10 protein-coding genes and 2 tRNA genes are annotated in these 13,432 nt (G+C 68.5%); 9 read left to right on the plus strand and 3 right to left on the minus strand.

From position 1 onward, the window contains the following. The first annotated feature begins 30 nt into the window (after positions 1–30). Positions 31–4,563 carry a DUF6531 domain-containing protein gene (locus ACFY1S_RS22195; protein ID WP_387121056.1) on the plus strand — a complete coding sequence of 1,511 codons (4,533 nt, stop codon included), beginning with the start codon at positions 31–33 and terminating at the stop codon, positions 4,561–4,563. A gap of 8 nt (positions 4,564–4,571) precedes the next feature. Next, the gene (locus ACFY1S_RS22200; protein WP_387121059.1) at positions 4,572–5,096 is read left to right on the plus strand and encodes a hypothetical protein; all 525 of its coding nucleotides are present in this window, start codon (positions 4,572–4,574) and stop codon (positions 5,094–5,096) included. Between the two features lie 268 nt (positions 5,097–5,364). On the opposite strand, the gene ACFY1S_RS22205 is transcribed toward ACFY1S_RS22200, so the two are convergent. Beyond that, positions 5,365–5,438, minus strand: a tRNA-Gly gene (locus ACFY1S_RS22205). A 285-nt stretch (positions 5,439–5,723) separates the two neighbouring features. Between ACFY1S_RS22205 and ACFY1S_RS22210 the strand changes: the two genes are divergently transcribed. The 5 genes from ACFY1S_RS22210 (at position 5,724) to clpX (ending at position 10,277) form a co-directional block, all read left to right on the plus strand. Beyond that, positions 5,724–5,797, plus strand: a tRNA-Pro gene (locus ACFY1S_RS22210). Positions 5,798–5,914: 117 nt separating this feature from the next. Beyond that, complete coding sequence (gene tig / locus ACFY1S_RS22215; protein ID WP_387121062.1) at positions 5,915–7,261, plus strand: trigger factor; 1,347 nt, start codon at positions 5,915–5,917, stop codon at positions 7,259–7,261. A 194-nt stretch (positions 7,262–7,455) separates the two neighbouring features. Next, positions 7,456–8,097: an ATP-dependent Clp protease proteolytic subunit gene (locus ACFY1S_RS22220; protein WP_007464111.1), complete on the plus strand. Its 642-nt coding sequence runs from the start codon at positions 7,456–7,458 to the stop codon at positions 8,095–8,097. A gap of 10 nt (positions 8,098–8,107) precedes the next feature. Continuing rightward, entirely contained in the window at positions 8,108–8,770 is a 663-nt protein-coding gene (locus tag ACFY1S_RS22225; RefSeq protein ID WP_121652300.1) for an ATP-dependent Clp protease proteolytic subunit, read from the plus strand. A 211-nt stretch (positions 8,771–8,981) separates the two neighbouring features. After that, positions 8,982–10,277 (plus strand): ATP-dependent Clp protease ATP-binding subunit ClpX, encoded by a 1,296-nt coding sequence (gene clpX, locus ACFY1S_RS22230; protein ID WP_139588132.1) that lies wholly within the window; start codon positions 8,982–8,984, stop codon positions 10,275–10,277. A gap of 24 nt (positions 10,278–10,301) precedes the next feature. Here the strand turns inward: clpX and ACFY1S_RS22235 are convergent, their stop codons facing one another. Further along, a complete protein-coding gene (locus ACFY1S_RS22235; protein WP_387121065.1) occupies positions 10,302–10,928 on the minus strand; it encodes a helix-turn-helix domain-containing protein in 627 nt (208 codons plus the stop codon). 41 nt (positions 10,929–10,969) lie between these two features. Here ACFY1S_RS22235 and ACFY1S_RS22240 point away from each other — a divergent pair, with 41 nt between their 5' ends. Both ACFY1S_RS22240 and ACFY1S_RS22245 read left to right on the plus strand, forming a co-directional pair. Then, on the plus strand, positions 10,970–11,803 hold the full coding sequence (locus ACFY1S_RS22240; protein ID WP_387121068.1) for an EamA family transporter: 834 nt from the start codon (positions 10,970–10,972) through the stop codon (positions 11,801–11,803). Positions 11,804–11,842: 39 nt separating this feature from the next. Continuing rightward, positions 11,843–12,640, plus strand: coding sequence for a carbon-nitrogen hydrolase family protein (locus tag ACFY1S_RS22245; RefSeq protein WP_387121071.1), 798 nt, complete (start codon positions 11,843–11,845; stop codon positions 12,638–12,640). A 4-nt stretch (positions 12,641–12,644) separates the two neighbouring features. On the opposite strand, the gene ACFY1S_RS22250 is transcribed toward ACFY1S_RS22245, so the two are convergent. Continuing rightward, entirely contained in the window at positions 12,645–12,869 is a 225-nt protein-coding gene (locus tag ACFY1S_RS22250; RefSeq protein WP_364373437.1) for a hypothetical protein, read from the minus strand. Positions 12,870–13,432 lie beyond the last annotated feature (563 nt).

Here is a 13,432-nt window from a genome sequence, read left to right on the forward strand (position 1 = left end):
AGACGTGGACACGGGGAAGGTCCGGGCGGGATGGCTGAATTTCCGGCGCATCTGTTCAGGATGGACGGCGACCCGTCGGCGATCCGGTCGTCGGCGACGAGATGGCAGGGTTTCGGTTCCGCGGCCACTCAGGCTGCGGCGCAGATCACTGGCCTGGACACCAGCCAGTTCGTGGGGCCGGAAGCTGATCTGTTCCGGGAGGGGCTGAACGCCCAGATGCCCGGGCACCTCCGGATCACCGGTGACGCGTTCGGCAAGGTGTCGACCGGGTTGACGACCTTCGCGCTTGCGCTGTCGTCGTTGCAGGATCGAATGCGCCCGTTGGCGCAGCGCGCCCCGGGTCTGTGGGCGGCGTTGCAGGCGGCGCGGGGGCGGTCGGATCGGGCGAAGCAGGCTGATGAGCGTCACGAGCAGGAGGTCGCGGACCGGCCGTCGGAGGCGGCGGCGGAGCCGGACACCTACCGCTCCGACAGTGGGGCGGCGGGTGCGGCCCTGTCGCAGGCGCAGCGGGACTGGGACGAGTGTGTGGCGCAGGCGGGCGCGTTGCGAGGCGAGCTGTCCACGGCGGTGCGCGACTGCGTACGCGTGGTCAACGACGCGAAGGGTCTGCGGTTCAAGGAGAACCCGAAGTGGTGGGACCTGAAGGGTCAGTTCACCAACTTCGTTCGGGACAACCAGGAGTTGCTGGCGCAGCTCTCCGGCGCGCTGAAGATCGTCTCCCTGGTCGCGGGTCTACTCTCCTTCATTCCGATCCTCGCCCCGATCATGGGGCCGATCGCCATCGCGGCCGGCGCCGCCGCCCTGCTCATCGATGCCTCGCTCTACGCGGCCACCGGCAAGGGCAGTCTCACCAATCTGTTGATCGATACGGTGCTGACGGTCGTACCCATCGGCAGGCTCGCGATGCTCGGCAGACCGGTCCTGGCCCTCGCCAAGCGGGGATTGCCGGCTCTCGGTCGGGGCCTGACGAAGGCGCGCGCGGCGCTGCCGAGCATGCCCCGCCCGAGCATCCCCATGAGAGCCCGCAACTGCGCGGCTGACCCGATCGACGTGGCCAGCGGCGAGGTCGTGCTCACCCAGACCGACGTTGAGTTGCCCGGCCTGCTCGCGCTTGTCCTGCGCCGTAGTCACCTGTCGTCGTATCGAACTGGCCGGTGGTTCGGGCCGTCCTGGGCTTGCACCCTCGACCAGCGCCTCGAGGTCGACGATCAGGGGGTCTGCCTCGTCACCGAGGACGGCATGGTCCTCACCTACCCGACGCCCGCCGCTGGCGAAGCGCAGACCATGCCGGTGACGGGTCCGCGCTGGCCGCTCACCTCGACCCCTGATGGCTACCGCGTCGACCAGCCCGAGATTGGCCGGGCCCTGCACTTCCTGACGGTGCCCGACCAGCCTGTTCCGGAGGGCGAGGGCGAGCCCGTCCAGGTGCTGCCCCTGGTTGCCGTCACCGACCGCAACGGTCACCGGATCGACGTGGACTGGCGAGACGGTGCGGTCGCCGAGGTTCGGCACAGTGGTGGGTATCGGATCGCTGTGGACACCCTGCATGGGCAGGTGGCGGCGCTGAGCCTGCTGGACGCGGAGCCCTCGGGTGACGCCCGGACCCTGGTGCGGTTCGGCTACGACGAGGGCGGTCACCTCGCCGAGGTGATCAACTCGTCTGGTCTTGCGTTGCGGTTCGCCTACGACGACGAAGGCCGGTTGGTCCGCTGGCAGGACCGTAACGAGCAGGAGTACTCCTACACCTACGACGAGCAGGGCCGCTGCGTGGCCGCGACCGGCTCCGGCGGATACCTGTCCGCGCGGCTGCGTTATGACCCGGTCGGCCGGAAGACCGCGGTGGGCGACTCGCTCGGCCACACCACCGTCTACGAGCTGACCGAGCGCGGCCAGATCGAGCGGGTCACCGACCCGTTGGGCCATGCCACAACCTTCACCTGGGACCGGTTCGATCGGAAGCTGTCCGAGACCGATGCTCTCGGGCGGACCACTCGTTGGTCCTACGATGACGACGGCAACATGGTCGAGGTCACCCGCCCGGACGGTGCGCGGGCTGTTGCTGGCTACAACAAACTGCGCCAGCCCGTCGTCCTCACCGGCGTCGACGGTGCGGTCTGGCGGCGCGACTACGACGAGCGCGGCAACCTGACCATGGTTACCGACCCGACCGGCGCGCTCACCCGCTACCGGTATGACGAGGTCGGTCACCTCGCCGAGGTGACCGACGCGCTTGGCAACGCCCTGCGGGTGACCACCGATGCGACCGGGCTGATCAGCCAGCTCACCGACCCCACCGGCGCGGTGACCACCTACCAGCGTGACCGGGCGGGCCAGATTACGCAGGTCATCGACCCGGTCGGCGGCGTCACCCATTTCGGTTGGACCGCCGAGGGGCGGCTGGCCTGGCGGCGTACCCCGGACGGGGCGAGCGAGGAGTGGACCTACGACCCGGAAGGCAACCTGGTCACCCACACCGACCAGACCGGGGCAACCACCGAGTTCGAGATCGGCCACTTCGACCTTCCACTGGCGCGTAGCGGGCCGGACGGCGGCCGGTTGACCTTCGACTACGACACCGAGTTGCGCCTCACCACGGTCACGAACCCGCAGGGGCTCACGTGGTGCTACGACTACGACCCGGCCGGGCGGCTGGTCGCCGAGACCGACTTCAACGGCCGCGTACAGACGTACTCGTACGACGCCGCCGGCCAACTGGTCGTCCGGACCGACGGCGCCGGGGGGAGCATCGAGCTGGTCCGCGATCCTCTCGGCAACGTCGTCGAGAAGCGCACCGCCGAGGGCGTCACCACCTTCGGGTACGACCCGGTCGGCCGGTTGCTGCGGGCCAGCTCACCCGAGGTTGATCTCCACTTCGAACGGGACCCGCTGGGCCGCGTGCTCGCCGAGATCCGGGACGGTCATGAGGTCAGGTCGTGCTACGACGTGCTCGGCCGGCGGACGCTGCGGCGTACCCCGGCTGGGGTCGAAAGCGCCTGGGAGTACGACGCCGGTCAGCAGCCCACGGCGCTGCGCACCGGCGGCGTGACGGTCAGCTTCACCCACGACGCCGTCGGCCGGGAGACCCGAAGGGCGGTCGGCGGTCTCGCCCTCACCCAGAGCTGGGACGCCAACCATCGTCTGCTCTCCCAGATCCTCGTCGCCGCCACGGACAGTCCGACGGGGGTGCCGGAACTCCTCGCCCACCGGGCCTACCGGTATCGCCCCGACGGCTATCTGAGCGACATCGCCGACCAGCTCACCGGTGAGCGCCGGCTGGAGGTGGACCGGGCCGGCCGGATCACCGCCGTGCAGGCCGCCGACTGGACCGAGCGGTACGCCTACGACGCGGCTGGAAACGTCACCAGCGCGGTCTGGCCCGGTGCCACGGGCGCGGACGGCGATGGCGCCTGGGGCGAGCGTGAATACGCCGGCACTCTGATCCGTCGGGCCGGGCAGGTGCGCTACGAGCACGACTCAGCCGGTCGGGTCACGCTACGACAGGTCAAGCAGCGCTCTAGCAAGCCGTTGACCTGGCGCTACACCTGGGGCAGCGAGGACCGGCTGATCGCCGTCACTACACCGGACGGCACGAGCTGGCGTTATCGGTACGACGCACTCGGCCGCCGGGTCGCCAAGCAGCGCCTCGACGCCGGGGGCGGTGTGGTCGAACAGGTCGACTTCGCCTGGGACGGCCCACGCCTGATTGAGCAGACCCACCGCGGCGCAGGCGGAGGGCGGACCAGCACCTGGGAGTACACCCCCGGCACCTTCAGCCCCATCACCCAGATCGATGCGCAGGCTGAGCAGGGCGAAATCGACCGGCGCTTCTACGCGATCGTGACCGACCTGGTCGGCACGCCCACCGAGTTGGTCAGCCCGGATGGCGACGTCGCCTGGCAGCAGCGAACCACCATCTGGGGCGTCCCGACCCACGTCAGCGCCACTGGGGTCGACTGCCCGCTGCGCTTTCCCGGTCAGATCCACGACCCGGAAACCGGCGTCTCCTACAACCATCACCGCTACTACGATCCCGACGCCGCCCAGTACCTTTCCACCGACAAACTGGGAATCGGCGGAAGTCTCAACCCGCAAAGCTATGTCTTCAACCCACTGCAGTGGATCGACCCCCTGGGTCTGGTGCCCTGCCCTATTTACAGTGATGTCGTCAATGGTCGGGCGGGTGCAGCCTACGCGGAAGTCTCCCCCCAGACGCTCATCGACGCCGCTGCGGGGAGGATCGGCAGCGAGGCAGGACGGAGCATGCGTCCGGCAGGCTTCCTCGGAGGTGGGAGTGGCCATTCTCGCGGCCACCTGATTGGTAGGCAGTTCGGAGGCGACGGAAGAGATATCCGAAACCTCGTCACGCAGAGCGCGACTCAGAACAACGGGCCGATCGCCGACGTGGAGAACAGGATCGCCCAGCATGTCAGCAGCAGCCAGAACAGCGTTTTCATGAGCGTTACGCCAGTATACGAGAATGGTGGGGTCGTCCCTAGCCATGTAATCATTGAAGCGGTGGATGATTTCGGATGGTCGGTGTATGAAAAAGTGCGCAACATTTAGGATTTCTGGTGCATAGGCTGCCGGAGCTACTCGTCCTCTGTCCTCCTCCGACCGCAGTGGATCGATCCCATCGCGCGACGGTTGCCGAGGGTGTGGAGCTGCCCTCCAGTCATCGGCAGATGCTTGCGGTCTACGGGGCGGGCTGTTTCGACGAGTTCCTGTGGATCTATGGCGAGGGTGTCGAGCGCGAAGCCCTCAGCATCGAGGAAAACACCCGGGCCGCCCGATCGATACTGAGCAGAGGTCTTCCGGAGTCCCTGGCGGAGCATCTGTCGGGCCTTGACATCACTCCCGACCAGCTCGTGCAGTGGGGTGGGACCGACAACGGTGACCTCCTCCTCTGGATTCCGACGGGGCCGGTGGACGAGTGGCCAACCCTCGTTTTGGAGGCCGGTCGGCTGCGATTCTCGATCGTTAGCCTCGAATCCCCGAGTATGATTTTCGAGCTGCTGACGAAATCCCTGAAGATCCCGATCTTCCCCCCGGATTTTCCCAGCACCAACCCACAGTTCAGCCCCGACCCTTACCGCTGAATCAGGGTCGCTGGCCGGTAGGCCCCACATCCGGTCGGCGAGTCGGAAGATCAGAACGTAGCGCAGGCACTTGGCGAACCCGGCGGAGTTGGTTGGTGCCGCCGCCTGGCGACGTCATCCAGAGCACCACCTCGCACTCTGGCCTCTTCGGCGCCCCCACGGCGCCAACTCGTCGCCTAGTTGAGCGTCGCTGCCCGACACGGCGCTGCACTGACAGCTGTCGAGTGGCCCGACGGTCGGTGATCAGGCGTTGCGCAGCCTGAAAGGGTGGAGCGGGCGACGGGAATCGAACCCGCGTAGTCAGTTTGGAAGACTGAAGCTCTACCATTGAGCTACGCCCGCGTGCACCCCGCCGAAACGGGACGCGCCGACAGCGTACCCAATCCCGGCGCCGACCGCGCAGCCGCACCACGCACAGGCTGAGGATCCCCACAACATCAGGGATGTTGTGGCCTCGACGCGTCCGGAAGCAGCACTTTCCCCGAAGTTGCGCGGATCTCGAAGCCGGCGCGCGAGGGCGGGGCGACGCGCGAGGGCGGCGTTAGGGCAGGCTCGGGGGATTTGTCCGGGTGGGGGATGCCCCGGCACCTACTGAGGCACGTGGACGGCATAGACTGCACGTCGCCACGGGGTGTGGCGCAGCTTGGTAGCGCACTCGCTTTGGGAGCGAGGGGCCGTGGGTTCAAATCCCGCCACCCCGACTGTTGTCCGCGTCCGGTCGCCCCGGGCGCTAGCAGCCGGCCGCGCCGGCTCGCCTACACTCGATGGGCCGATCGAAGGCCCAGAATCACAACCCAGATCCGTCAAGGAGTACGCCTGTGAAGAGCACCGTCGAGACTCTGAGCCCGACGCGCGTGCGGCTCGCCATCGAGGTGCCGTTCGTCGAGCTCGAGCCGAGCCTCAAGAAGGCGTACCGGGAGATCGGTTCGCAGGTCCAGGTTCCCGGCTTCCGTCGGGGCAAGGTGCCGACCGCGGTGATCGACCAGCGGGTGGGCCGGGGGACCGTCCTCAACGAGGCGGTCCAGGACGCCATCCCGGAGAACATCATGGCCGCGGTACGCGAGCACGACCTGAAGACGCTGGGGCGTCCGGAGGTCGAGATCACCGAGTTCAACGACGGTGACTCGCTGAACTTCACCGCCGAGGTCGACGTCCGTCCGGAGATCACGCTGCCCGACGCGAGCACCATCGAGGTGACCGTCGACGAGCTGCAGATCGACGAGAGCGAGATCGACGAGCAGGTGAAGAACCTGCGGGAGCGGTTCGCCACCCTCAAGACGGTCGAGCGGGCCGCCGCCGAGGGCGACTACGTGCAGATCGACCTGAACGCCACGGTCGACGGCGAGGACGTGCCGGGCGGCCAGGCCAGCAACATCTCCCACGAGGTGGGCAGCAAGCAGCTCCTGCCGGGCCTGGACGAGGCCGTGGTGGGTCTCGCCGCCGGTGAGAGCACCACCTTCACCACCCAGCTGGTCGGCGGCGACTTCGCCGGCCGGGACGCCGAGGTGGCGGTGACCGTGCGCACGGTCAAGGAGAAGGAGCTGCCGGAGCTGAACGACGAGTTCGCGCAGATGGCCAGCGAGTTCGACACGATCGAGGAGCTGCGCGGCGACCTGCGGGCGCGGGTCACCCAGGGCAAGCAGGTCGAGCAGATCTACGCCGCCCGGGACAAGGCCCTGGCCCAGCTCGTCGAGGCCGCCGACGTGCCGGCGCCGGAGGGTGTCGTCCGCGAGGAGGTCGCCAGCCGCAAGCAGGCGATGGTCGACCAGCTCGAGCGGATCGGCGCCTCCCTGGAGGAGTACCTGGCCGCCGAGGAGAAGACCGAGGAGCAGATCGACACCGAGCTGACCGAGGCGGCGACCGAGGGCGTCAAGGTGCAGCTCCTGCTGGACACGCTCGCCGACGCGGAGGACGTGCAGGTCTCCGACGACGAGTTCGGGCACGAGATCGTGCACCGGGCGCAGCGCGCCGGCATGGCTCCGCAGCAGTACTACGACCAGCTGGTGCGCTCCGGCGCGGCCGCCGCGGTCTTCGGTGACGTGCGGCGGGGCAAGGCGCTCGCGGCCGTCATGGAGCGGATCACGATCAAGGACTCGGCCGGCAACGAGGTCACCCTGGACGCGCTGCGCGCCGCCAACGAGGCGGAGCACAACCACGAGCACTGATCGTCGGGTGCGGCCGCCGTCCGCCGCTGCGCGGTGGGCGGCGGCCGAATCCGTTCCGGGGTACGCCCGGACGCCCGCGCCGCGGGTGCGCCTGACACAGCTGCGCTGAGAGCGAACAGTGCCCCGACCGGGACTCTGCCGCCCCGCACAGCGGTTAGTGTCGGGAAAGACGGTACGGAGAGCGAAGGGCTGCCATGACCGACATGCACATCCCCAAGAAGTCGCTCCGGGCGATTGACGCGCGCGGTGGCGACTCCATTGGCAACCTCGACGACTCGGTCTACAACCGGTTGCTCAAGGAACGCATCATCTTCCTGGGCAGTGAGGTGACCGACCAGGTCGCCAACCGCATCTGCGCGCAGCTGCTGCTGCTCGCCGCGGAGGACCCGGACCGCGACATCAACCTGTGGATCAACTCGCCGGGTGGCTCGGTCTACTCCGGCATGGCGATCTACGACACCATGCAGTTCATCGACAACGACGTGTCGACCGTGGCGATGGGCATGGCGGCCTCGATGGGCCAGCTGCTGCTCTGCGCCGGCACCAAGGGCAAGCGGTACGCGCTGCCGCACGCCCGGATCATGATGCATCAGCCGTCCGGCGGTCTGGGCGGTACGGCGTCCGACATCGCCATCCAGGCGGAGCAGATGCTCTACACGAAGCGGATGTTCCAGGAGCGGGTCGCGCACCACACCGGCCAGAGCCAGTCGCAGATCGAGGCGGACTCGGACCGGGACCGTTGGTTCACCGCCCAGGAGGCCATGGACTACGGCTTCATCGACAAGGTGATCATCGGGGCCGCTCAGGTTCCGGATGGCGCCGGGACCCTGAGCTGAGGAGCTGACGATGACCGATCTGAGCTTGCCGCCCCAGTTCGCGGCCGTGCACAACCGCTACGTTCTGCCGTCGTTCGTCGAGCGCACGTCGTACGGGGTCAAGGAGTCGAACCCGTACAACAAGCTCTTCGAGGACCGGATCATCTTCCTCGGTGTGCAGGTGGACGACGCGTCGGCGAACGACGTGATGGCCCAGCTGCTCACGCTGGAGGGCACCGACCCGGACCGCGACATCATCATGTACATCAACTCGCCCGGTGGCTCGTTCACGGCCATGACGGCGATCTACGACACCATGCAGTACGTCCGTCCGGACATCTCGACGGTCTGCCTGGGGCAGGCCGCCAGCGCGGCGGCGGTGCTGCTGTCGGCGGGTACGCCTGGTAAGCGGATGGCTCTTCCGAACTCGCGGATCATCATCCACCAGCCGGCCACCGAGGGCGGCTACGGGCAGGGCTCGGACATCGAGATCCAGGCTCGGGAGATCCTGCGGATGCGGACGCAGCTGGAGGACATGCTGTCCCGCCACTGCAACCGCCCGATCGAGCAGGTCCGCAAGGACATCGACCGTGACAAGATCATGACGGCCGAGGAGTCCAAGGAGTACGGGCTGGTGGACACGATCCTGACCAGCCGCAAGAAGGGTCTGCTGGCGGCCAACGCGGCCAGCTGAATCAGTACCGGGTCAGGGGTTGGCCGGGGCGTTCGTTCCCGGCCGACCTCTGACACACCCGTTTTGGGGGTCGGAGAATGTCCCGCCAGCGGGTAACGTCGGGTCCGTACCGCTTCGCCGGTTGGGCCGGTGTGGCGAACCAAGCCGGGCGGCGCGCAGCGTCCGCAGGTCAGGGCCGGGTCTCCGGCCGATGAGTGCAGGGAGAACGTAGGTGGCACGGATCGGTGACGGCGGCGACCTACTGAAATGCTCCTTCTGCGGCAAGTCGCAGAAGCAGGTGAAGAAGCTCATCGCGGGCCCTGGGGTCTACATCTGCGACGAGTGCATCGATCTCTGCAACGAGATCATCGAAGAGGAGCTGGCCGAGTCCGGCGAGGTGAAGTGGGAAGAGCTTCCCAAGCCGATGGAGATCTGCCAGTTCCTCGACAACTACGTCGTCGGGCAGGATCAGGCCAAGAAGGCGCTCGCGGTGGCGGTCTACAACCACTACAAGCGCATCCAGGCCGAGGCGGCGGGTGCGCCGGGCTCCGGCAGTGACGCCGTCGAGCTGGCCAAGTCCAACATCCTGCTGCTCGGGCCGACGGGGTGCGGCAAGACCCACCTGGCGCAGACGCTCGCCCGGATGTTGAACGTCCCGTTCGCCATCGCGGACGCTACGGCGCTCACCGAGGCGGGCTACGTCGGTGAGGATGTGGAGAACATCCTCCTCAAGCTGATCCAGGCCGCGGACTACGACATCAAGCGCGCCGAGACCGGCATCATCTACATCGACGAGGTCGACAAGATCGCCCGTAAGTCGGAGAACCCGTCGATCACGCGGGACGTCTCCGGCGAGGGTGTGCAGCAGGCGCTGCTCAAGATGCTGGAAGGCACTGTGGCGAACGTGCCGCCGCAGGGCGGTCGTAAGCACCCGCACCAGGAGTTCATCCAGATCGACACCACGAACGTGCTGTTCATCTGTGGTGGTGCGTTCGCCGGTCTGGATCAGATCATCGAGTCCCGCACCGGCCAGGGCGGCACCGGTTTCGGCGCCCGGCTCCGGTCGGTGTCCGACCGGTCGACCGATGACATCTTCAGCCAGGTCATGCCGGAGGACATGCTCAAGTTCGGCCTGATCCCCGAGTTCGTCGGCCGGCTCCCGGTGATCACCAACGTGCGCAGCCTGGACCGCAGCGCCCTGGTGCGCATCCTCACCGAGCCGCGCAACGCGCTGGTGCGGCAGTACCAGCGGCTCTTCGAGCTGGACGGTGTCGAGCTGGAGTTCGACGAGCCGGCGTTGGAGGCGATCGCCGATCAGGCGATGCTGCGGGGCACCGGTGCCCGTGGTCTGCGGGCCATCATCGAGGAGGTTCTGCTCTCCGCGATGTTCGAGGTCCCGAGCAACCCGGACGCCGCCCGGGTGCTGATCACCCGCGAGGTGGTCCTGGAGAACGTCAACCCGACGATCGTTCCGCGCGAGTTCACCGGGCGTCGGGCCCGGCGGGACCGCGAGGAGAAGTCGGCCTGATCCTCCCCGTGTCACGCCGGTCGCTCACTCCTGACGCGGCCGGCGTGATCGCGTTCGGCGGTCCCACTCGCCCGACGGGGTGACGGTCACCATCATCAGCCGGGTCGGCTGGTCGGTGTCGTTGCGGTATCCGTGCTCGCGGTCGGCGTGAAATTCGATGGTCTCGCCGGCGCGGACGGGGTGGTCCTGCCCGTCGACCCGGACGACCACGGCGCCGTCCAGCACGTGCAGCACCTCCCGGGTGCCGCGCGGGTGGTCGAGGGAGCGGTGGGTCTCTCCGGGCGCCATCCGCCAGTCCCAGAGCTCGACGAGGTCCGGTTCGCCCAGTCCGCTCAACAGGTGGCCGGTGCCGCCGTGCTCGCCCTGCCAGAGCAGGGGCACCTCGGCGGCGGGGGTGATCTTCACGGTGTGTTCCTCGGCCGGTTCGAGCAGGTGGGCGATGTTGACGCCGAACGCGTCGGCGACCCGGCAGAGGGTGCCGACGCTCGGGTTGGTCCGGGCGCCCTCGATCTGTACGAGCATCCCCTTGCTCACTCCGGACCGGCCGGCCAGCTCCTCGAAGGACCAGCCTCGGGCGGCCCGTAGGTCGCGTACCTGCCGGGCGACCGCGGATGTCACCGCGCCCACCCGGTCGCCCCCGGTGTCGGTCATTAAACTATCCCCCACGGTCACTATTATGGTACGACAGACAGATGCTTCCCATTGTCCTCGCCGCAGTGTCCGCGATCGCGTTCGGTGCCGCCGACTTCTCCGGCGGGAAGGCCTCCCGCCGTGCCGACCCGATCGCCGTGACAGTGGTCTCCCAGCTCTTGAGCGTCCCGCTGCTGGTCGTCCTGGTGCTGCTGGTGCCCGGCACCCCGACGACCGGGGACATCGTCTGGGGGCTCGCCGCGGGGGTGGCAGGCGCGGCCGGGGTCATGCTCCTCTACCGCGCGCTCGCCGGCGGGATGATGGCCGTCGTCGCGCCGATCACCGCGATCACCGCCGCCGTGGTGCCGATCATCGCCGGCCTGTTCACGGCTACCTTCCCGGGCGGCCCGGCCCTGACCGGAGCGGGCCTCGCCGTGCTTGCCATCGCGCTTGTGAGCCTGGGGGAGGGTGGCGGCCGGCGAGCCGCTCCGACCCGGCTGGTCGGGCTCGCCCTCGCCGCCGGGGCGCTCTTCGGCGTCTTCTTCGTGCTCCTCGGCCAGGCCGACGAGAGCGCCGGCATGTGGCCGGTGGCGGCGTTGCGGGTCAGTTCGATAGCGTTCGGGCTCGCGCTGGCCGCGGGCACCGGCGTCCGCCTGCGGCTCGGCCGGCGCGTACTGGTCTGGGCGGCCGTCGCCGGCCTGCTCGACGGCGCCGCGAACGCGCTGTTCCTGGGTGCGGCGTCCCGAGGTCACCTGAGCATCATCGCGGCGATCGCCGCGCTCTATCCGGCGAGTACGGTGCTGCTCGCACTCGCCGTCGACAGGGAACGGCTCCGCCCGGTCCAGGTCGCCGGGCTCGGGTTCGCCGCCGGAGCGCTGGTGCTGGCGAGCATCTGACGCTGTCCCCATTGGCCCGTGCGGTCGTACCCTGGGCTCATGCGCGTCGCCGTCTGCCAGCTGAACGCCCGGGATGACCGCAAGGCCAACCTGGCCGCCGCGGAGGTCCTGCTGGAACGCGCCGCCGCCGGCGGCGCGGATCTCGCCGTCCTTCCGGAGTACGTCGACTATCTCGGCCCTGCCGCCGGGCTGCCGGAGCCCGAGCCGGTCGACGGCGAGGTGGGCAGCTTCTTCGCCGGGGTGGCCGGCCGGCTCGGCATGTGGGTGATCGCGGGCTCGTTCCACGAGGCCGGGCCGGACCCGGAGCGCACCTGGAACACCTCGCTGGTCTTCGACAGGGCCGGCAGCCTGGCCGCGAGCTACCGCAAGATCCACCTGTACGACGTGGAGATCCCGGGTCGGGTCTCCTACCGGGAGTCGGCGACCGTGGCACCCGGGACGCAGCCGGTGGTGGTCGACGTCGAGGGTCTGCGGGTGGGTCTGTCGATCTGTTACGACCTGCGCTTTCCGGAGCTGTACCGGGCACTGGCCACCGACGGCGGCGCCCAGCTGCTTGTGGTCCCGGCGGCGTTCATGATGCACACCGGCCGGGATCACTGGGAGGTCCTGTTGCGGGCCCGGGCGATCGAGAACCAGTGTTTCGTGGCGGCTGCCGGTCAGACCGGCGACCATGAGCCCGGCCGCACCTGTTTCGGGCGCAGCATGGTGGTCGACCCGTGGGGGACCGTCCTCACGCAACTGCCGGACGGGCCGGGGGTGGTGGCGGCCGACCTTGATCTCGACCGGCTCGCGGTCATCCGCAGTGAACTGCCCAGCCTGGCCAACCGCCGGCTCTGAGCCCTCAGCCCTCGAGCAGTACGCCAATCACCGCGAGCCCTGCGATGGCCGCGGCGGTGACCAGCAGCGCTGTGGTCATCCGCGATCGACCCCGTCGGGCCAGCCGCCCGACCGAGAGCACCAGGACGACAAGCACGACCGCGCCGATCACCACCTGCCAGAACGGCAGGAGGAGACCCAGCAGCGCCTCCTCGGCGACCACCGTGGTGCGAGGCCCGGAGTCATCCATGCCTGACACTCTGGCACGCCCGGCCGTCCCGCGTCGCCGGGTGGGCCGACGAGTCCTGCAGCGGGATCGCCCGAACCAGTGATGAACCCTGATTTGCCTTCTCCGGGCCGTCCGCGTAACTTTCTCTCTGCACGGGGGAGGCCGGACAAACCGGCCGAGAGCGGGCGCCAGGCTCGTGGCGGGAACGCCGAGCGAGACTGAGGATCGGGCGGTGCGGAACACCTCGGGTACGGGGTTGCGAACGCGAAGCCGACCGGGTAGAGTTCGGAAGCCGGCAGGAGCCGGGCGGAGAGCCGCGAAGCGGCGATCGGCCGGTCTGCGGCTTCCCACGACAGTAGCGACCGCCGGATACGGCGTGCGTCATCGTGGGCCCGGGCGAACAAGTATTGATCACCTCGGATACGAGGTTGACAATGAAAGTTCGACCAAGTAAGTTTGAGCGGTTGCCCCGAAACGGGTGCCACTGAGTGTGGTGTTTGGTTCGGTGTGTGGTTGTTCTTTGAGAACTCAACAGGGTGCTTGTAAAGCCAGTGCCAATTATGATTTATACCCCGGACTGGCCG

The organism is Micromonospora sp. NPDC000663, from assembly GCF_042898105.1.
In the GTDB taxonomy this organism is placed as follows: domain Bacteria; phylum Actinomycetota; class Actinomycetes; order Mycobacteriales; family Micromonosporaceae; genus Micromonospora.

What these genes read in the sequence shown, in the direction of transcription:
- ACFY1S_RS22235 (WP_387121065.1), bottom strand. Translation starts at nt 10,928, where the DNA reads ATGACCGACACCGGGGGCGACCGGGTGGGCGCGGTGACATCCGCGGTC.
- ACFY1S_RS22245 (WP_387121071.1), top strand. Translation starts at nt 11,843, where the DNA reads ATGCGCGTCGCCGTCTGCCAGCTGAACGCCCGGGATGACCGCAAGGCC.
- ACFY1S_RS22195 (WP_387121056.1), top strand. Translation starts at nt 31, where the DNA reads ATGGCTGAATTTCCGGCGCATCTGTTCAGGATGGACGGCGACCCGTCG.
- ACFY1S_RS22240 (WP_387121068.1), top strand. Translation starts at nt 10,970, where the DNA reads ATGCTTCCCATTGTCCTCGCCGCAGTGTCCGCGATCGCGTTCGGTGCC.
- ACFY1S_RS22250 (WP_364373437.1), bottom strand. Translation starts at nt 12,869, where the DNA reads ATGGATGACTCCGGGCCTCGCACCACGGTGGTCGCCGAGGAGGCGCTG.
- ACFY1S_RS22225 (WP_121652300.1), top strand. Translation starts at nt 8,108, where the DNA reads ATGACCGATCTGAGCTTGCCGCCCCAGTTCGCGGCCGTGCACAACCGC.
- ACFY1S_RS22220 (WP_007464111.1), top strand. Translation starts at nt 7,456, where the DNA reads ATGACCGACATGCACATCCCCAAGAAGTCGCTCCGGGCGATTGACGCG.